Origin of the sequence: Variovorax sp. OV329, from assembly GCF_900114785.1 — a bacterium.
Lineage (GTDB): Bacteria > Pseudomonadota > Gammaproteobacteria > Burkholderiales > Burkholderiaceae_C > Variovorax.
This window is the reverse complement of the sequence record NZ_FOUG01000013.1, coordinates 108,469-125,736: the sequence shown is the minus strand read 5'-3', so window position 1 is coordinate 125,736 and position 17,268 is coordinate 108,469. Positions and strand designations below refer to the sequence as shown.

At 69.4% G+C, this 17,268-nt stretch carries 15 protein-coding genes; 4 read left to right on the top strand and 11 right to left on the bottom strand.

The window, feature by feature from the left end:
• Nucleotides 1–5: 5 nt before the first annotated feature.
• The 5 genes from BM345_RS20705 to BM345_RS20685 all read right to left on the bottom strand — a co-directional run bounded on the left by BM345_RS20705 (nt 6) and on the right by BM345_RS20685 (nt 7,877).
• A complete protein-coding gene (locus tag BM345_RS20705; RefSeq protein WP_093382971.1) occupies nt 6–1,253 on the bottom strand; it encodes a methyltransferase domain-containing protein in 1,248 nt (415 codons plus the stop codon).
• Between the two features lie 27 nt (nt 1,254–1,280).
• Nucleotides 1,281–3,731, bottom strand: a complete 2,451-nt coding sequence (locus tag BM345_RS20700) for an efflux RND transporter permease subunit (protein WP_254789851.1) — start codon at nt 3,729–3,731, stop codon at nt 1,281–1,283.
• Complete coding sequence (locus tag BM345_RS20695; protein WP_093382965.1) at nt 3,731–4,702, bottom strand: WD40/YVTN/BNR-like repeat-containing protein; 972 nt, start codon at nt 4,700–4,702, stop codon at nt 3,731–3,733. Before BM345_RS20695 ends, BM345_RS20700 begins: the two co-directional genes overlap by 1 nt.
• Before the next feature lie 113 nt (nt 4,703–4,815).
• A complete protein-coding gene (locus BM345_RS20690) occupies nt 4,816–6,177 on the bottom strand; it encodes a DUF1329 domain-containing protein (RefSeq protein WP_093382962.1) in 1,362 nt (453 codons plus the stop codon).
• Nucleotides 6,178–6,206: 29 nt separating this feature from the next.
• Nucleotides 6,207–7,877 carry a DUF1302 domain-containing protein gene (locus tag BM345_RS20685; RefSeq protein ID WP_093382960.1) on the bottom strand — a complete coding sequence of 557 codons (1,671 nt, stop codon included), beginning with the start codon at nt 7,875–7,877 and terminating at the stop codon, nt 6,207–6,209.
• A gap of 293 nt (nt 7,878–8,170) precedes the next feature.
• Between BM345_RS20685 and BM345_RS20680 the strand changes: the two genes are divergently transcribed.
• The 3 genes from BM345_RS20680 to BM345_RS29780 all read left to right on the top strand — a co-directional run bounded on the left by BM345_RS20680 (nt 8,171) and on the right by BM345_RS29780 (nt 10,585).
• The gene (locus tag BM345_RS20680) at nt 8,171–9,802 is read left to right on the top strand and encodes a GMC family oxidoreductase (protein ID WP_254789849.1); all 1,632 of its coding nucleotides are present in this window, start codon (nt 8,171–8,173) and stop codon (nt 9,800–9,802) included.
• Nucleotides 9,803–9,931: 129 nt separating this feature from the next.
• Entirely contained in the window at nt 9,932–10,138 is a 207-nt protein-coding gene (locus BM345_RS20675) for a hypothetical protein (protein ID WP_093382957.1), read from the top strand.
• Nucleotides 10,139–10,228: 90 nt separating this feature from the next.
• Complete coding sequence (locus BM345_RS29780; RefSeq protein WP_139237572.1) at nt 10,229–10,585, top strand: copper-binding protein; 357 nt, start codon at nt 10,229–10,231, stop codon at nt 10,583–10,585.
• Nucleotides 10,586–10,596: 11 nt separating this feature from the next.
• Here BM345_RS29780 and BM345_RS20665 read toward each other — a convergent pair whose 3' ends face one another.
• From BM345_RS20665 to BM345_RS20645, 5 genes are all read right to left on the bottom strand, one after another.
• Nucleotides 10,597–10,926 carry an FHA domain-containing protein gene (locus BM345_RS20665; protein WP_093382955.1) on the bottom strand — a complete coding sequence of 110 codons (330 nt, stop codon included), beginning with the start codon at nt 10,924–10,926 and terminating at the stop codon, nt 10,597–10,599.
• 157 nt (nt 10,927–11,083) lie between these two features.
• Nucleotides 11,084–11,683, bottom strand: coding sequence for a hypothetical protein (locus tag BM345_RS20660; RefSeq protein WP_254789847.1), 600 nt, complete (start codon nt 11,681–11,683; stop codon nt 11,084–11,086).
• A 102-nt stretch (nt 11,684–11,785) separates the two neighbouring features.
• Nucleotides 11,786–12,643, bottom strand: a complete 858-nt coding sequence (locus BM345_RS20655) for a YihY family inner membrane protein (protein WP_093382950.1) — start codon at nt 12,641–12,643, stop codon at nt 11,786–11,788.
• Between the two features lie 83 nt (nt 12,644–12,726).
• The gene (locus tag BM345_RS20650) at nt 12,727–14,145 is read right to left on the bottom strand and encodes an aldehyde dehydrogenase family protein (protein WP_093382947.1); all 1,419 of its coding nucleotides are present in this window, start codon (nt 14,143–14,145) and stop codon (nt 12,727–12,729) included.
• Nucleotides 14,146–14,164: 19 nt separating this feature from the next.
• A complete protein-coding gene (locus BM345_RS20645; RefSeq protein ID WP_093382944.1) occupies nt 14,165–15,217 on the bottom strand; it encodes an alpha/beta fold hydrolase in 1,053 nt (350 codons plus the stop codon).
• 289 nt (nt 15,218–15,506) lie between these two features.
• On the opposite strand from BM345_RS20645, the gene BM345_RS20640 reads away from it, so the two are divergent.
• Entirely contained in the window at nt 15,507–16,235 is a 729-nt protein-coding gene (locus tag BM345_RS20640; protein WP_093382941.1) for an NADPH-dependent FMN reductase, read from the top strand.
• A gap of 15 nt (nt 16,236–16,250) precedes the next feature.
• On the opposite strand, the gene BM345_RS20635 is transcribed toward BM345_RS20640, so the two are convergent.
• Nucleotides 16,251–17,069 (bottom strand): alpha/beta fold hydrolase, encoded by an 819-nt coding sequence (locus tag BM345_RS20635; protein WP_093382939.1) that lies wholly within the window; start codon nt 17,067–17,069, stop codon nt 16,251–16,253.
• Nucleotides 17,070–17,268 lie beyond the last annotated feature (199 nt).

Sequence of the window (17,268 nt, the reverse complement as noted above, 5' to 3'; positions counted from 1 at the left end):
GGCGCTCAGGTCGCGCGCTTGCGCAGGAAGACGAAGAGCCCGTCGATGGGCTTGCGCTGGTCATAGCGCACTGGCGTGCGCAGGGCATGCACCCAGTCGAAGCCGTGCTCGGCCGCCAGCCGCCTGGCGTAGCGCTCCGAATGCGCGAAGCGCAGCGTGGGCTGCAGTTCGAACTCCGCCGCGGCGTCTGCGCCGAGCTCTTCCAGCGAGAAGCAGAACAGGGCGCCCTCGTCGGCCACGCGCTGAACGCCGGCGAAAACGCCCGCCAGATCGCCGACGTAGATGAACACATCGGCCGCCATCACCAGATCGTAGCGCCCGTCGGTCTGGCGCAGGAAGCCGTCGATGTCCTGCTGCGCCAGTTGCGCGTAGTGGCCGCCCTGCTTCGCCTTGGCGAGCATGTGGGCCGACAGGTCCACGCCGGTGATGCGCTCGCTGCAGGTCTTGAGCAATGCGCCGCACAGGCCGGTGCCGCAGCCCAGGTCCAGCACCGAGCGGAACCAGCGGCCCGGCGCAAGCCGAACCGTCTCGCTCGCCAGCACCTCGTGGGCGCGGTAGCCCAGCACCTCGACCACGTGCTTGTCGAAGCCCTCGGCGTAGGAATCGAACAGGCCTTCGACGTACTGGCCCGGTGCCGCGCCGGCCTGCGCATCGCCCGACACCGATGCCAGGTAGTAGGTGTTCAGCGCATCCCCGCCGCCGTGCGCGATGGCCTGCCGGAAGGCGTGCGCCGCTTCGCGAAGGCGTGAACGCTCCCGCAGGATGTTGCCCGCGTTGGTCCACGCGGGCGCGAAGGTGGCGTCGGCGGTGAGCGCGCGCTGGTACGAGTCCAAGGCTTCGTCGTCATGCTCCAGCGATTGCAGCACTTGGCCGTGCCGGAACCAGGGCAGCGCGGCGCTCTGCAGCTGGCCGGCCTTCGCGAAGCTTTCGAGCGCCTCGGGACGCCGGTCCGCCAGCACCAGCGATTCGGCGCGATGGAACCACGCATCGGCATTGCCGGGCTCCAGCGCGATCACCTGGTCGGCGGCCTCGATCGCCTCGTCCGGCCAGCCCAGCTTGACCCGCACGGCCGCCAGGTTCACCAGCGTGGAGATGCGATGCGGCAGCAGCGCCAGCGAGCCGGCGAAGGCCTGCTCCGCTTCTTCCAGGCGCGCCCTGGACAGCAGGTCCAGCCCTTGGAGGAACAGTTCCCTGGCGCGCTCGAAACCTTGTTCCTGCTTCTGGGGTGTCGGTGCATCGGGCGGCTGGGTCATCGGCGAGAAAGCGGTCGGGTGAAGGATTCAGTGCGTGGCAGCGGTGAGGCTGCGTTCCGCATTATCGACCTGCACCTTCGCCGCCGACTTCGCGCCCCTGGTTCGCGGCGCACCCACGTTGCGCAGCAGGAAGTGCGACAGCGCCGGAATCAGCACCAACGCGCCCACCATGTTCCAGATGAACATGAAGGTCAGCAGGATGCCCATGTCGGCCTGGAACTTGATGGGCGACCAGGCCCAGGTGATGACGCCGGCCGCCAGCGTCACGCCCACCAGCGCCACCACCTTGCCGGTGAAGCGCAGCGCATGCCGGTAGGCCTGCGCCAGCGTGTCGCCCGCGCGCTGGCGCGCCAGCTGGATGCTCAGCAGGTACAGCGCGTAGTCCACGCCGATGCCCACGCCCAGCGCGATCACCGGCAGCGTGGCCACCTTCACGCCCATGCCCAGCAGCACCATCAGCGCCTCGCACAGGATGGAGGTGATGGCCAGGGGCACCACCGCCACCACCACCGCGCGCCAGCTGCGGAAGGTGATGAAGCACAGCACGATCACGCCCAGGTACACGTAGCCCAGCATCATCAAATTGGCCTGCTTGACGACGATGTTGGTGGCGGCCTCGATGCCGGCGCTGCCGGCGGCCAGCAGGAACTGGCGCTCGGGTGTGCTGTGCGCCTTCGCGAAATCCGCCGCCACCTTCACCACGCGGTCCAGCGTCTCGGCCTTGTGGTCGGCCAGGTAGGCGATCACCGGCATCAGCGAGCATTCGTTGTTGAACAGCTCGGGGTTGCTCACGCTGGCGGTGCGCGCGGCGTAGTTCAGCACGTCCTGGTTGGGCGAGATCGTGAGCCACTTGGGACTGCCTTCGAAGGAGCCGGCCGTGATCCGGCGCACCGCGTCGGGCAGTGCCACCGTGGCCTGCACGCCCGGCACCTGCTGCAGCGCCCAGGCCAGGCGGTCGGTCTCCACCAGCGTGGCGTATTCCAGGCAGCCCTCGGGCGCGGTCTTGACCATCACCGCGAACTGGTCGCTGGAGAGCGCGTAGCTGTCGTTGATGTAGGCGTTGTCGAGGTTGTAGCGGGCCTCGGGCTTGAGCTCGGACACGCCCGCGTCCAGGTCGCCGATCTTCAGCCGCGTGCTCAGTGCCAGGCCACCGGCGGACAGCAGCAGGGCCACCGCGATGGCGCCGATCGCCCAGCGGCGCTCTGCGAAGCGCTCCAGCGTGCGCCACAGCGCGCCCGGCTCGCCCTGCTCTGCCCGCATGCTGCGTGCCGCGGCCATCGGGCTCACACCGGAATAGGACAGCAGCACCGGCAGCAGCACGAGGTTGGTGAACACCAGCAGCGCCACGCCCAGGCTGGCGGTGATGGCCAGCTCGCGGATCACCGGGATGTCGATCAGCATCAGCACCGCGAAGCCCACCGCGTCGGCCGCCAGCGCCGTGAGGCCGGCCAGGAACAGCCGCCTGAAGGTGAAGCGCGCGGCCACCAGCCGGTGCATGCCGCGGCCGATGTCCTGCATGATGCCGTTCATCTTCTGCGCGCCATGGCTCACGCCGATGGCGAACACCAGGAAGGGCACGAGGATCGAATACGGGTCCAGCTCGTGGCCCAGCCAGGTGACCAGGCCCAGCTGCCAAAGCACAGCCACCAGCGAGCAACCCACCACCAGCACGGTGCTGCGCACGCAGCGCGTCCAGGCCAGGATGATGGCGGCCGCGATCACGGCGGCGACCGCGAAGTACAGCAGCATCTGCTGCAGGCCCGCGAGCAGCTCGCCCACCACCTTGGCGAAGCCGACGATGCGGATCTCCAGCAGGGGCTGGCCGTCGGGGCCGATGGCGTACTTCGCGCGCAGCTCTTCCAGCCGGCGCGACAGCTCCCAGTAGTCCAGCGGCTGGCCGGTGCGCACGTCCTTGTCCAGCAGCGGCACGAAGATCATGCTGGAGCGATAGTCCTTGCCCACCAGGCTGCCCACGATCTGCGCGCGCGCGATGTTCAGGCGCAGCTGCTCGGTGCTGCGCGCCGAGCCGTCGTAGCGGTCGGGCATCACCGGGCCGCCGGTGAGGCCCTCCTCGGTCACCTCGTTCCAGCGCACCACCGGCATCCACAGCGACTTGACGTTGGCGCGGTCCACGCCGGGCATGAGGAAGAGCTCGTCGTTGATCTTGCGCAGCGCCTGGATGTAGGCCGGATCGAAGATGTCGCCGCGCGGGTTCTGCACGACGACGCGCACCGCGTTGCCCAGGCCGCGCAGCTCGCCGCGGTTGTCCAGGAAGTTGCGGATGTAGGGCTGGTGGTGCGGAATGGTCTTGTCGAAGGCCGCGTTCAGGCTTACGCGCGTGGCCTGCCAGCCCAGCACCACGGTGGCCAGCGCACAGGCCAGCAGCACCCACAGGCGGTGGTTGAAGATGAGGCGCTCCAGCCAGCTGCCGGAGTGGCGGTCGAAAGCCTGTTCGTTCACGTCTTGCTTGCTCGTCATCATGGGAGGGTCTCCATGCGCACGCCGCCGATGCCGGCCAGCGCCACGCCCGATGCGCCGGCGCTCGCCAGCGCGAACACCGGCGCCGCGCCCTGGCGCTGCACGCGGCTGAAGCTCGCGCCCTGGTCGCGGCTCACGAGGAGATGGCCAGCCTGGCTGGCCAGCAGCACCGCGCCGTCCTCGCGCACCGTGCCGGCCGCGATGCCGGCGCCGATGCCCGTGGGCACCTGCGTCCAGCTTGCACCGCCGTCGGTGCTGCGCCAGGCGTTGCCGCGCAGGCCGTAGACGATGGCCATGGCCGGCGTGCCCGCGACGCCGAACAGCGTGCCCTGGTAGGGCAAGGGCACGGCGGCGAAGCGCCTGCCTTCGGCGTCGAGCTTGAGCACCAGCCCCTGCTCGCCCACGACGAAGAGCGCGCCGCCCGCCGGCCGCATCGCGTACAGGTGCAGCGACTTGGGGTTGTCCACCTGCTCGAAGGGCGTCCAGTGCGCGCCGCCGTCCTCGGTGCGCAGCAGCAGGCCGAAGGCGCCGATGGCGTACCCCTTCTTCTCGGTCTCGAAGTACACGTCGAGGAAGGCCCGGTCGGGTTCGCGCGCGGCGTCCTGCTGGCGGGCCCAGGTGGCGCCGCCGTCGGCGGTGTGCAGCACCACGCCCTCGTGGCCCACGGCCCAGCCCTGGCGCGCGTTGGCGAAGCTCAGGGCGGTGAGGTCCGAGCTGACCGGCACCGTGGCCTGTGTCCAGCTCCTGCCGCCGTCGTCGGAATAGAGGATGTGGCCGCGCTGCCCGGCGGCCACGATGCGCGTGCCCGCCAGGGCCAGCGCGTTGTAGGGTGCGCGCTGCGCCAGCGGCGTCTTCTGCGCGGCAAGCTCGGGCGCGGCCTTGAAGGCGGCCTGCGCGGCGGCCGGCTGGTCCGCCTGCGCGGCCAGGGCCGCCCAGGCGACGGCAGCCCACAGGAGGGCTCGGTGCAGCATGTTTCTTGTCTCCTTGGAGAAAGGCGCAGCGCCCCGCTCGATGCCGGCTCCGGTGGTCGGAGCGGCCCGAGGGGGCGGCGTGCCTGTCTGTCTGCGGGTGCGGCGGGTGTGCCTCAGCGCACGCCCTGACCCGCCAGGCTTTCCGGCGTCCACACGGCGTCGGCCTGCAGCTCGTTCATGATCTTCACGCCGCCGGCGCCGGGCCAGATGTTGATGTAGTAGCTGCCCGCGATCAGGTCGTAGTGGCCGGCGGTGCTGATGGGCGTGCCGGCGTCGTAGGCCTGGTTCAGGTAGGCGAAGCCGGCGCGCCACAGCTGGCCGCGGCCGTCGTACTGGTCGCTCGCCATCACGGTCCAGCTGTCCTCGTCCACGTAGAAGGTGCGGCGCGAGTAGATGTGGCGCGCGCCTTCCTTCAGCGTGGCGTCCACCACCCACACGCGGTGCAGTTCCCAGCGCACCACCGAGGGGTTGATGAACTTCGCCTGGAACACGTCCTCGGGCTTGTCGTTGTACGAGAAGCGGTAGGTGTTGTAGGGAACGAGCAGTTCCTTCTTGCCCACCAGCTTGAAGTCGTACCGGTCCATCTTGCCGTTGAACAGGTTCACGTCGTCATAGGTCGACATGCCGTTGGTGCCCGGGTTGGGCGTGTCGTAGGAGATGTCGGGCGCCAGCCGCACGCGGCGCTGCCCGGGCATGTACTGCCAGGCGCGACGGCCCTTGTCGGCGTAGTTGATCGGGTCCATGGCCAACAGCGCCTCGCCGGCGCGGCGCGCCGGGCCGGAGTAGTTGGCACGGGCGCGGTTGAGCACGCCGGTGGTGTCGCCCTCGCGCGACTCGTCGTAGTAGGGGTACTCCATGGTCCACGAGCCCTGCGTGGCCAGCACCATCTTGCCGTTGCTGTCGACGTTGTAGGCCGAGTACCTGGGCACCTGGTAGGCCAGGCCCTGGTAGCGCGCCTGGTAGTTCAGCATCACCTCGTTGCCGTTCTTGGGGATCGGGAAGGGGATGCCGGCACGCGCGCCGGTCATGCCCAGGCCGTCCTCGGTGAGCCTGGCGCGGGTGGCGTTCTTCACCGTGTTGTCCAGCACCGACTTGGGATAGGCCACGGTGCGGTGCGTGGGATACACGTCGATGCGGAAGTCCGCGTGCAGCTTCATCAGGCCCTTGGCGCCTTCGCTGAGCTTGTCGGCGTACTGGGCCATGTTCTTCGCATCGACCGAGTACAGGGGCTTCTCGCTGGCGAAGGGGTCGGGCCGCACGGCGCCGCGGCTCTTGTCGTAGCCGGCCGGCGGGGTGCTCAGGCCGCCGGTGTAGGCGGGGATCGTGCCCTCCTTGTTGCCGGCCTTCTCCGCCCCCACGGGGGTCAGTTCGTTGCCCAGGCGCCTGGCCTCCTCGGGCGTGGCGGTGGCGTGCGCGCCGGCCAGGGGCAGCAGCAGCGCGCCCGCACAGATCATGGTGGATGCTTGAAACTTCATAAGGTGTCTCCGCTATATGCCGGCGGTGTTCAGAGCGTGGTCTTGAAGGTGAAGAAGACGGCGCCGCGGTCCTTCAGCAGCGCGGTGCTGCCGTTGGGCGTGACGACGGCACCGGTGGGACCGGTGACGTAATCGCCGAAGTAGCCGACGTACTTCAGCTCGAAGCGGTACTTGCTGTACAGGTCCATCGCCAGGCCCAGGGCCCAGCTGCCGGCATCCTCGTTGCCGCCGAAGGTCACGGCCGAGTTGCCCGACAGGCCGCGCGAGTAGCTCATGGGCATGGACAGGTCCGCGCCGGCGAACACCTGGTACCAGGTCGGCGTGAAGTTGATCGCCAGGCCGAAGTAGTCGCGGCTGACCTTGTCGATGGCGGTGTAGTTGTCGCGGCCCTTGAAGTACTGCGCGCCTTGCGTGACGGAGTTCCAGCGGTTCCAGGTCAGCTCGGTGGCCCAGGACGCGGCTTCGAACAGCGGCGTGGAGCCGATGGTGCCCAGCGCGTTGAGCACGCCGTGCGTGGTGTTGCCGCGCGCGCCCAGCAGCTCGCCCTGCTTGGGCAGCTGCGCGAGCGAGGTGATGGCCACCGCATCGCTCACCAGCGGCATGTTGCGGCGGTAGTTCAGGTCCATGCCGAAGCTGATGCCGGCGATCTGCTTGGCCAGGCTGAAGCCGTACAGGTCGACGTCGCTGCCATAGGTCATGAAGTACTGGCGCGGCGCGGTGCCCTTGACCACCACCTGCGGCAGGCGATCGGAGAAGTTGCGCAGGTAGAAGCCCATGGTGCCGTCCAGCCACTGCGGGCTCCAGCGCGAGGCCACGCCGTAGTCGCCGCTGTCCTTGGGACGGATGTCCGGTCCGCGCAGGGCGCGCACGCCCGGCGCAACGAAGAGCGATTCGCCGCCGAACTGCAGTGCGTCGTTGAAGCCCAGGTAGGTGCCGCCTTCGGGCGCGCGGGTGGCCTGCCAGTCGAAGAAGTACTGCGCCGCGAAGGAGAGTTCCGGCGTGGCCTGCAGCGTGCTGGAGATCTGCGTCAGCGGACGGTACAGCTCCTTGGCATCGATGCCGGGGCTGGCGAAGGCCTTGGCCTGGTCCAGCGGTGCCTGCGCGTAGGTCACGCCGTGGATGGCGCCGCCGCCCAGCAGGGCCTCACCCCAGTTGACGGTGTGCTGGCCGGCGCGCACGCCCAGCGCGGTGGAGCCGATCTCCACGTTGCCGAAGATGAAGGCGTCCAGGATTTCACCTGAGGGGCCGTGGTAGTAGCGGTCGGCATAGTCGCTGATGCCGTAGGCCGGCCGGCCGTTGACCAGGTGGTTGGAGGTGGCCAGGCTGGTGTTGTCGAAGCTGCCGCCGTAGGCCTGGTCGTACCAGCCCGCGGCGCTCAGGCGTCCGCCGAATTTCTTCTTGTAGACGACGTCGAACTCGCTCAGCAGGTCCAGCCGGTTGTTGACGAGGCTGTGGTTGCCGAAGTTGCGGTCGCCGTCGTCGGCGCCGATGTTCTTCAGGATGGCCGGGTCCTGCGACTGCACGCGCTGGCCGAGGTTGTAGCGGATGGTGTTGTCCCACCGCATCTCGATGTCGTCGTTGCCGGTGTTGATCTCGAACGCAGCCGCGCCGCTGGCGAGCGTGGCGCAGAGCACGGCGACGGCCGTGCCCAGCGCGTGCCGCCGCATCGCGTGTTGTTGTTGTGCCTGGAAGCCTGACATGACCCGGGTGTCTCCTCGTTTCGTTGGTGGGGTTTTGCTCTCTCGGCCCATACGGTAGGAGCGGGCGTGGCGGGGGCCACCACCTGAGGCGGGTGGCAGGGTTAGCCCCTGCGCACAGACCCTGAGAGGAAGACGAGACGCGCTCCCCGAATCGGGTGGCGACGCCGGGCATGCCGCGCGGCTTTACTTCAAGGCGCAGGCATGGGGCGCGTGTCGCCCAGGTGCCTTCCGACGAACACGACGAAGGGGACGCATGCACGGCGCATCCCCGCACAACGACTTCTGGAGACAGCGTGACGCTCAACTACGACTACATCATCGTGGGCGCAGGCTCGGCGGGCTGCGCCCTGGCCGGGCGACTGGCCGACGGCGGCACCCACAGCGTGGCCCTTCTCGAGGCCGGCCCGCACGACCGCAGCCCCATGGTCACCACGCCGGTGGCCCTGGCCTACACCGCGGCACAGCGCGGCGTGCGCAACTACGCCTTCCGCACCGAGCGGCAAGCCACCATGAACCAGCGTCGCGGCTTCCAGCCGCGCGGGCGGGGACTGGGCGGCAGCTCTTCCATCAACGGCATGGTCTACATCCGCGGCACCCCGGGCGACTACGACGCCTGGGCCGCGCTGGGATGCGAAGGCTGGGCCTGGCAGGACGTGCTGCCCTACTTCAGGCGCTCGGAGCGCAACGAGCGCCTGGGCGCACACCCCCTGCACGGCGCCGACGGCCCGCTCAACGTGGCGGACCTGCGCACGCCCAACCCCTTCTCGAAATCCTTCATCGAGGCGGCGAAGGCGGCGGGCCATCCGGCCAACGACGACTTCAACGGCGCGGTGCAGGAAGGCGTGGGCCTGTTCCAGGTGACGCAGAAAAATGGCGAGCGCTGGAATGCGGCACGCGCCTACCTGCACGGCGAGCGCGATGCGGACATGGGCCTGGGCGGCGGCCGCGCCAACCTGGAGGTGCTGCCCGGCTGCCAGGTGCAGCGCGTGGTGTTCGAAGGCCGCCGCGCGGTGGGCGTGGCCCTCGTGCGCGACGGGCAGGAAGAGCTGCTGCGCGCGCGGCGCGAGGTGATCCTGAGCGCAGGCGCCTTCGGCTCGCCGCAGCTGCTGATGCTCTCGGGCATCGGCCCGGCCGCTCACTTGCAGGACATGGGCATCGCGCCCATCCACGACAGCCCCGGCGTGGGCGGCAACCTGCAGGAGCATGTGGACGTGGTGCTGGCCGAGCGCCTCACGACAGCCGAGCTGTTCGGCATGTCGGTGCGCGGCGGCCTGCGCATGACGCTGGAGATGGGCCGCTACCTGCGCAGCCGCAAGGGCATGTGGTCCAGCAACCTGGCCGAGGCCGGCGCCTTCCTCAAGAGCCGGCCCGAGCTGGCCGAGCCCGACCTGCAGCTGCATTTCATTCCCGCGCTGGTGGACCGCCGGGAGCGCTTCGGCCACGGCTACTCCTGCCACGTGTGCGTGCTGCGGCCCAAAAGCCGCGGCCAGCTGCGGCTGGGCTCGGCCGACCCGGCGCGCGCGCCCGCGATCGACCTCAACATGCTCTCGGACCCGCAGGACATGGAGACGCTGGTGGCCGGCACCCGCATCGTCAAGCGCATCCTGGAGCAGAAGCCGCTGGCCCGCTTCGGCGCGCGGCCCATGCACCACGGCCAGCTGCGCGCCGACGGCAGCGACGACGAGGCGATCCGCGAGCTCATCCGTGCCAAGGCCGACACGGCCTACCACCCGGTGGGCACCTGCCGCATGGGCGGCGATGCGGATTCGGTGGTGGACCCGCAGCTGAAGGTGCGCGGTGTCGAGGGGCTGCGCGTGGTGGATGCTTCCGTCATGCCCCTGCTGGTGGGCGGCAACACCAACGCGCCGACGATCATGATCGCGGAGAAGGCGGCGGACCTGATCCTGGGCCGGCCGGCGGCCTGATCCTTCCGGGTCGAAGGCCGGCGTGTCGGTGGGGTCCCGACGCGCTGCTGCGAGACGGCTGACCAATAAAGCGCCAGGCTGCCTACTCCTTCACGCGGCTGCACCGCGTTTGAAAGGCACACTGGCGCCATGCTGCGCGTCGCCATCCTGCTCCTGACCGTTCTCTTTTCCATCGGACTTGCATACACCTGGGGCGCATGGGTGCTGGCCCTCCCGTTTGCAGCGACGCTTGCCATGGCGCTCTTCTCGACCAGGACGCTGGAAGAAGCCGCCGCGCACGCGCAGCCTGGCGCCCGCAGCAGCAGCAACACCACCATCGCGGCGACCCTGCGCTAGGCAGCGCAGGCAGCGCAGGTGGTGCGTGCGGGCTGAGGGCCCGCGGGCCCAAAATCGGCGGGGTCGCCATCCGCCGAGGGCTCGCCACACATGTTCAAGCGCACGACCATTGCTTCGGTCGCCATTGCAGCCGCCGCTGCGGCCCTGGCGTACAGCGCTTCCGCCGACGAAAAGAAGCCCGCGGACGAGGCCGTCGTCTACACGCGCGCCGAGGTCCGCTCCTTCTTCAAGGAATCCGACGGCAGGTACTACGTGCGGCTGAAGCTGCTGCCCCGGGCCAAGATTCCGTTCTCGACACAGAACTTCCTCGTCACCGACCGCGCGCTGCTTGCCGGCATTGCTGAGGGCGCGTCGGTGAGGTTCACCGCGAAGTACCTGGCGGGCGAGAACACGCTCACCTCCATCCAGCTGGCCGAGCCCTGCCAGCGCTTCCAGCCCTGCGACTGAAAGCCCGGCGCTCAGTCCGCCAGGGCCAACTCCTTGGGCAGCTCGAAGTGGGTGTGGCGCGTGAGGAAGCGGATGGTGCAGTCGCCGAGCTGCACCACGTCACCGTGATGCAGCGCCCAGTGCTTCACCAGGTGGCCGTTGACGACGGTGCCGTTGCGGCTGCCCAGGTCGATCAGCCAGGTGGTGGTGCCCTCGACGCGCAGCTCCACATGGTTGCGGCTCACCCTGGGATGGTCGATGCGCACGTCATTGCTGGCGTCGCGCCCGATCAGCGTTCGCTCGCCGGACAGGTCGATCTGCTTGGGCGAGCGGTTCTTGCGCATCAGGAGCAAACGGGCCATTTGTTCAGGGCAGAATGAGGAAGTAAGACTTAATGTTACTACAAAATGTAACCTTAAAGCTTAACTTCGTATCGATGCCGGTACGAAATCGAGACGGACTCCTCGTGCCGCACGACTGCCCGGTGGCCGCGGTCGGCGCGGGCATCAACGATCAAGACTACCGGGCCAGCGCCGCCAGCTTTTGCCTGGCACTCTGGAGGAGCCCGCCCCGCTCGACGGCCGGCTGGGCCTTGGTGTCCCCCAGCGCAATGATCTCGATGGCAGGGCCCGCGGCCAGCCTGGCGCCCAGGTCGTCGCGTGCCGTGAGTGCCTCGTGCTTCCTGCTGGAGATGACGTGCACCTTCAGGTGCCGGCCGATGGTGGCGGAGAGCTTGCGGCAGGCCGTCGACATCTGCGCCTCGTCGGGCACCTGCTGGCCGTGCACCACCAGCAGTTCGATCGTGGCCTCCTCGTCCTCCCCGAGCAGGAAGGCGCGCAGCACCGAGTCCTTGAACTTCGAACGCAGCATCGCGCGGATGGGCTCTGCGGCCGCGAAGGACTTGAGCGCGATGGCCCGCAACTCGGCGTAGAAGATGAAGGCGGTGTTCGCGCCGACCGTTCCTGCCTGGTCGTCGCCCGTGGGCTTGTGCCGCGCGAGGATGCCGCTCTTGAGCAGGTGTTCCTGCGTGCGCTCCACGTCCTGCGCTTCCAGCCGGGTGCGTTTGGCAAGTTCGCTTGCCGAAAAAGTCTTCGCGGGCTCCGCAAGAACGACCTTCAACAGTTTCTGGACTTCGGGGGCAAGGAGGAAATCTGCGGCACTCATTCTGGCTGGCTGGGACGGATCGCTGCGCATTATGGCGGGGGTGCGCGGCGCACCCGGCTACTTGAGGCGCAGGCTGGCGGCAGCGCCACCGCTGCGCCCGCCGCGCGATGCCGGCGCGCGCCGCCGGCCGAGCGCCAGGTTGGCGGTCATCAGGGCCGCGAGCAGCGTGACCAGCCAGGAAAAGTACACCCACAGCAGGAACATCGGCAGCACCGCGAAGGCGCCGTACAGCGTCCTGTAGGTCGGCACCTTGACCAGGTACATCGCGAAGCCGCGCTTGCCCAGCTCGAAGGCCACGCTGGCCAGCACGCCGCCGGCGATGGCATCGCCCAGGCGCACCGGCGCATTGGGAACGAAGTAGAACAGGCTGGACATCGCGGCCACGCCCAGCAGCAGCGGCGCGAGGTCGAACACGAATGCCAGCGAGCGCGGCAGCGCGCCGATCAGCCCCAGCGAAGCGGCCAGGAGGTACGAACTGGCCCACAGGCTCAGCCCCAGCACCGCCGGCGCGATGGCCAGCACCAGCAGGTACAGGCCGACCCGCTTGAAGAAAGGCCGCTTCTTCTTCACCTGCCACATCTGGTTCAGCGCGTTCTCCACCGTGAGCAGCATCGCGACGGCGGTGACCAGCAGGAAGCCGAAGCCGATCCAGCTCATGCCCTTGGCGTTGCCGGCGAACTGGTTCAGGTACTTGAGCACCGTCTGCGCGATGTCCGACGGCAGCAGCTTGCTCAGCAGGAATTCCTGCAAGGACTCCCTGAGCTTGCGGAAGACCGGGAAGCGCGTGAACAACGCGAAGCTGGCGGCCAGCAGCGGCACGATCGACAACAGGGTCGTGAATGCCAGGCTTCCGGCAACCTGGGGCAGGCGCTCGGTCCTGGCGCGCTGCAGCGTCATGCGGGTCAGAGTGAACATGGGGAGGCGGGAGATCGGAATGCGGAGCGGCGGCCGCGACCCGAGCGGGTCGCGGCGCCGCATTGTGACCGCACGCCGCGCGCCTATGCCCCGGCGACCGCCTTGGCCTCGAGGAAGGATTCGAGCCCGGCCACGCCGAACTCCCTGCCGATGCCGGACTGCTTCACGCCGCCGAAGGGCGCGAGCAGTTCGGGCTGCACGCGGTTGATCAGCACCGTGCCGGCCTCCAGCTGCGCCGCCACGCGCTGCGCGCGCTCCGGCTGCGAGGAGAACACGTAGGCCTGCAGGCCATAGACCGAGTCGTTGGCGATTGCTATCGCCTGTGCCTCGTCCTCGTAGGCGATCACCGAGAGCACCGGCCCGAAGATCTCCTGGCGCGCGATGTCCATGTCGTTGCGCACATCCGCGAAGACGGTGGGCTGCACGAAGAACCCGCGCTCCAGGCCCTGGGGCCGGCTCTCGCCGCCAGCGACCAGCGTCGCGCCTTCGTCCAGGCCTCGGCGGATGAAGCCGCGCACGCGCTCGAACTGCGCGCGGCTGGCCAGCGGCCCGACGGCCGTGTCCGGATCGCGCGGATCGCCCACGCGCAGGGCCGTCACGCCCGCCTTCACCCGCTCCACGATCTCGCCTGCGCGCGAACGCGGCACCAGCAGGCGAGTGCCGGCCACGCAGGCCTGCCCGTTGTTCATGAACGCGGCCGCAATGGCCTGCGAGACGGCCGCATCGAGGTCCGCATCGTCCAGCACGATGGAAGCGGACTTGCCGCTAAGCGACAGGCTGACGCGCTTCATGGTCTCCACGGCCGCGCGCACGATCGTCTTGCCGGTGGCCGTCGAGCCGGTGAAGGAAATCTTGGCGATGTCCGGGCTGGTGCTGATCTCGTCGCCCACGTCGGCGCCCCGCCCCAGCAGGATGTTGAAGACGCCCGGCGGCAGGCCCGCCTCGTGCAGCGCCTGCGCCAGCACCTGCGTCTGCAGAGGGCTCATCTCGCTGGGCTTGACGACCGTGGCGCAGCCGGCCGAGAGGGCCGAGGCCAGCTTGCAGCAGACGGTGCCCACGGCGCTGTTCCAGGGCGCGACCAGCGCTGCGACGCCCACCGGCTGCATCGTCACGGTGGCCGTCCCCACCGGATGGCTCAGCGGGTAGGCCTCCAGCACCTGCGCCGCGTTGGCGAAGCATTCCGAGGCATAGCGGCTGACCCACTGGGCACGCGCCCAGGGGCCGCCGTATTCCTCGATGGTCACGTCGCGCAGTTCTTCGGTGCGCGCCAGCACCGCCGCCTGCAGGCGGCGCAGCATGTCGATGCGCTGCGCCTTGGTCGTGGCCGCCATCATCGGCTGCGTACGCCGGGCGGCGGCGATGGCCAGCTTCGCGTCCTCGCGGTTGCCCAGCGTGACGCGGCCGATGCGCTGCTCCGTCGTTGGCGCGATCATGTCCACGACCTCGTCGCCGTGCACCGCGACGAAGGCGCCATCGATGTAGGCCTGGTGGATGTTCCACATGGAAGGGCTCCCGCGCTGTTCAGTGCTGCGCCAGGTCGAGGATGGCGGCGGCGAAGGCTTGCGGCGCTTCCTGCGGCAGGTTGTGGCCGATGCCGCCCTGCAGGTTGCGGTGCTCGTAGCGGCCGGAGAACTTCTTCGCGTAGGCGGCGGGCTCCGGGTGCGGCGCGCCGTTGGCATCGCCTTCCAGCGTGATGGTGGGCACGGTGATCACGGGCGCCTGTGCCAGCTTGTCCTCGAGTGCCTGGTACTTCGCCTCGCCATCGGCCAGGCCGAGGCGCCAGCGGTAGTTGTGCACCGTGATGGCGACGTGGTCGGGGTTCTCGAAGGCGCGGGCGCTGCGCTCGAAGGTGGCGGCGTCGAAGTCCCACCTGGGCGAGGCGGTCTGCCAGATCAGCTTCGCGAAGGCTTCGCGGTTCTTCTCGTAGCCGGCACGGCCGCGCTCGGTGGCAAAGTAGAACTGGTACCACCACTGCAGCTCGGCCTGCGGCGGCAGCGGGATCTTGCCAGCCGCCTGGCTGCCGATGAGGTAGCCGCTGACCGACACCAGCGCCTTCACCCGCTCGGGCCACAGCGCCGCCATGATGCAGGCGGTGCGCGCGCCCCAGTCGCAACCGCCGACCGTGGCGCTGCGGATCTTCAGCGCATCCATCAGCGCAATGATGTCCACGGCGATGGCCGCCTGCTGGCCGTTGCGCGGCGTCTCGCTGGAAAGGAAGCGCGTCTCGCCATAGCCGCGCAGATAAGGGACGATGACGCGGCGGCCGGCCGCGGCCAGCAGCTGCGCGACATCGGCGTAGGTGTGGATGTCGTAGGGCCAGCCGTGCAGCAGGATCACCGGCTCGCCGCTGGCGGGGCCGGCTTCGTAGTAGGCCACCTTGAGCACGCCGGCGTCGATGGTCTTGAGCGGCTCCATGCGCTGGGTGCCGTTGCCGCCGCGGCCGCGGCCGGCCGCGTTCGGCGAGCCCGCCGACTGTGCGAAGGCCGGCACCGCGGCGACCAGCTGGGCGGCCGCGACGCCGAGGGTCGCGCCTCCGAGGAAGGATCGGCGCGGCAGGTTGAATGAGTCGGACATCGGAACGCTCCTTGTGCGTGGTGGTGGATTCAGGGTGGAGGGATGGGAAAGCGCATCGCCAGGAAGGCTCGTGATGCATCTGCCCGTGCCGGCCGCCCGGCGGCTGGCGGAGGCGAATATGGGCGACAGGTGGGGGTGCCGGACGGGGCTGCGTATCCCCGTGTATCTGCGGTCGGTTTGCCGACAATAGATTTCGCAGCGGGCGCTGTCGCGACCATCGTGCAATGGCGCAGCGCGCCTGCCTCGGGTGAGATCGCGGGCTTCGACAACCCTTCTCTGCACTCCCATCATGAGCAGCAAGCCACTCATCGGCGTCATCCTCGGCGCGTCGCGCCAGGGCCGACTCTCCGAGGTGCCCGCGCACTGGATCCATCAGCTCGCCAGCCAGCGGCAGGACCTGCGGGTCGAACTCGTGGACCTCGGCCACCACCCCCTGCCCTTCTTCGACGCGCCTTCGCTCCCCGGGGAAGCCGGCACGCCGCGCGTGGCCATCGCCCAGGCCTGGCGCGCCGCGCTCGATCGGCTCGATGGCTTCGTCGTGGTGGTCCCCGGGGACGATGCGCTGCGCATCGCCCGACAGGCCGGCGCGGAAAGAACGGCCTTCCTCCACAAGCCCGTGGGCTTCGTCGGCTACGGCCGGCGGGTGGGCATGTCCAACGTGCACGCCCTGCGCTCGCTGGCGTCGGCGCTGCGCATGGCGCCGATGAGCCGCGAGGTGCACCTGAGCCTGCACGAGGTCATGAGCGTCTGGCAGATGGACCGGGGCTTCGACGACTACCCGCACCTGGCCCGGGCCGCGCAGGACATGCTGGACGAGCTTTCGTGGTGGGCCCATGCGCTGAGGGCGGCGCGGGAGCGCCCCGCAGCGGCCGAGTCGCAAACGCATGGTCCGATGGCGGCCCTTGCGCTGCTTCGCCGCGCATGGCGCCGGACGCGCGCCTGGGCGAGCGGCCCGCAAGCCGCCCCGGCATCGCTGGCGAACGCAACGGCAGGCTCTGCCGTTCCCTGGCCTCGCTGACGGGGCCGACGCGCCTCAGTGATTCGCGGCCTCGGCGATGAGCCGGGCCACGGTGTCGGGATGCGAGGTCATCACCACATGCGAAGCGCCCTTGACCACCACGGTCTTCACCGACTTGGCACGCGCCGCCATGAAGGCCTGTGCGGCAGGCGGGATGTTCCTGTCGCCGTCGCCATAGACGAACCACGAGGGAACGGTCTTCCATGCGGCGGCCGATGCCGCCTCGCCGAGTGCCGCCTCCGCGATGGGACGCTGCGTGGCCGCCATCAGTTGGGCCGCCTTCGCCGGGACGTCCGCGGCGAACTGGTCGTGGAACCTGTCCTGCAGGATGTAGAGATCGCGCCCGCCGCCCGCGAGCGCCACCGGCGGCGCCAGGGCCGGGCCCAGCGTGCTGCCCGGGAACTTGCCGGCCAGCGCACCGGCCGATTCACCCGCCTCCGGCGCGAAGGCAGCGACGAAGACCAGGCCCTTGACCTGCGGCCGGTCCCTGGCCGCCTCGGCGATCACCATGCCACCGTAGGAATGGCCGACCAGCACCACCGGGCCCTTCACGGAATCGACCAGGCTGGCGATCTCCGCCGCATCGGATTTCACGCCACGCAGCGGGTTGGCGGCAGCGATCACCGGGAAATGCTGCGCCTGCAGCTTGCGGATGACGCCGTCCCAGCTCGACGACTCCGCGAAGGCGCCGTGCACCAGCACGATGGTCGGCCTGGCGGCGTCCTTCGCAGCTGGCGTCTGCGCGGATGCACCAAGGGTGGCGAATGCGCCGGTCAGCGTCAGCACGCCGACGGCGACGAAGGCGCGAAGGAGACGACGGGAAGTGAATTTCATGGATGGGTCCTGGGTTGAAGTGGCGTGCCTGACCGCCCCTCGCGCCATGCGACGGATCGGTGCACGCCGCATTGAAAGGCGTCACTTCACCGCAGAACCAGGTGCCTGTATTCCACTGTGTACGCGCCGCGATGCGACACGAAGCAATACCCGCGGCGCTGGCCTGCGCTTGCCGGGAACGAATCGAAGTGTGTGGGCC

Coding starts and splice junctions, on each gene's coding strand:
- BM345_RS20695 (WP_093382965.1), bottom strand. CDS start 4,702: ATGCTGCACCGAGCCCTCCTGTGGGCTGCCGTCGCCTGGGCGGCCCTG.
- BM345_RS20705 (WP_093382971.1), bottom strand. CDS start 1,253: ATGACCCAGCCGCCCGATGCACCGACACCCCAGAAGCAGGAACAAGGT.
- BM345_RS20640 (WP_093382941.1), top strand. CDS start 15,507: ATGAGCAGCAAGCCACTCATCGGCGTCATCCTCGGCGCGTCGCGCCAG.
- BM345_RS29780 (WP_139237572.1), top strand. CDS start 10,229: ATGTTCAAGCGCACGACCATTGCTTCGGTCGCCATTGCAGCCGCCGCT.
- BM345_RS20635 (WP_093382939.1), bottom strand. CDS start 17,069: ATGAAATTCACTTCCCGTCGTCTCCTTCGCGCCTTCGTCGCCGTCGGC.
- BM345_RS20675 (WP_093382957.1), top strand. CDS start 9,932: ATGCTGCGCGTCGCCATCCTGCTCCTGACCGTTCTCTTTTCCATCGGA.
- BM345_RS20690 (WP_093382962.1), bottom strand. CDS start 6,177: ATGAAGTTTCAAGCATCCACCATGATCTGTGCGGGCGCGCTGCTGCTG.
- BM345_RS20645 (WP_093382944.1), bottom strand. CDS start 15,217: ATGTCCGACTCATTCAACCTGCCGCGCCGATCCTTCCTCGGAGGCGCG.
- BM345_RS20700 (WP_254789851.1), bottom strand. CDS start 3,731: ATGACGAGCAAGCAAGACGTGAACGAACAGGCTTTCGACCGCCACTCC.
- BM345_RS20665 (WP_093382955.1), bottom strand. CDS start 10,926: ATGGCCCGTTTGCTCCTGATGCGCAAGAACCGCTCGCCCAAGCAGATC.
- BM345_RS20655 (WP_093382950.1), bottom strand. CDS start 12,643: ATGTTCACTCTGACCCGCATGACGCTGCAGCGCGCCAGGACCGAGCGC.
- BM345_RS20685 (WP_093382960.1), bottom strand. CDS start 7,877: ATGTCAGGCTTCCAGGCACAACAACAACACGCGATGCGGCGGCACGCG.
- BM345_RS20650 (WP_093382947.1), bottom strand. CDS start 14,145: ATGTGGAACATCCACCAGGCCTACATCGATGGCGCCTTCGTCGCGGTG.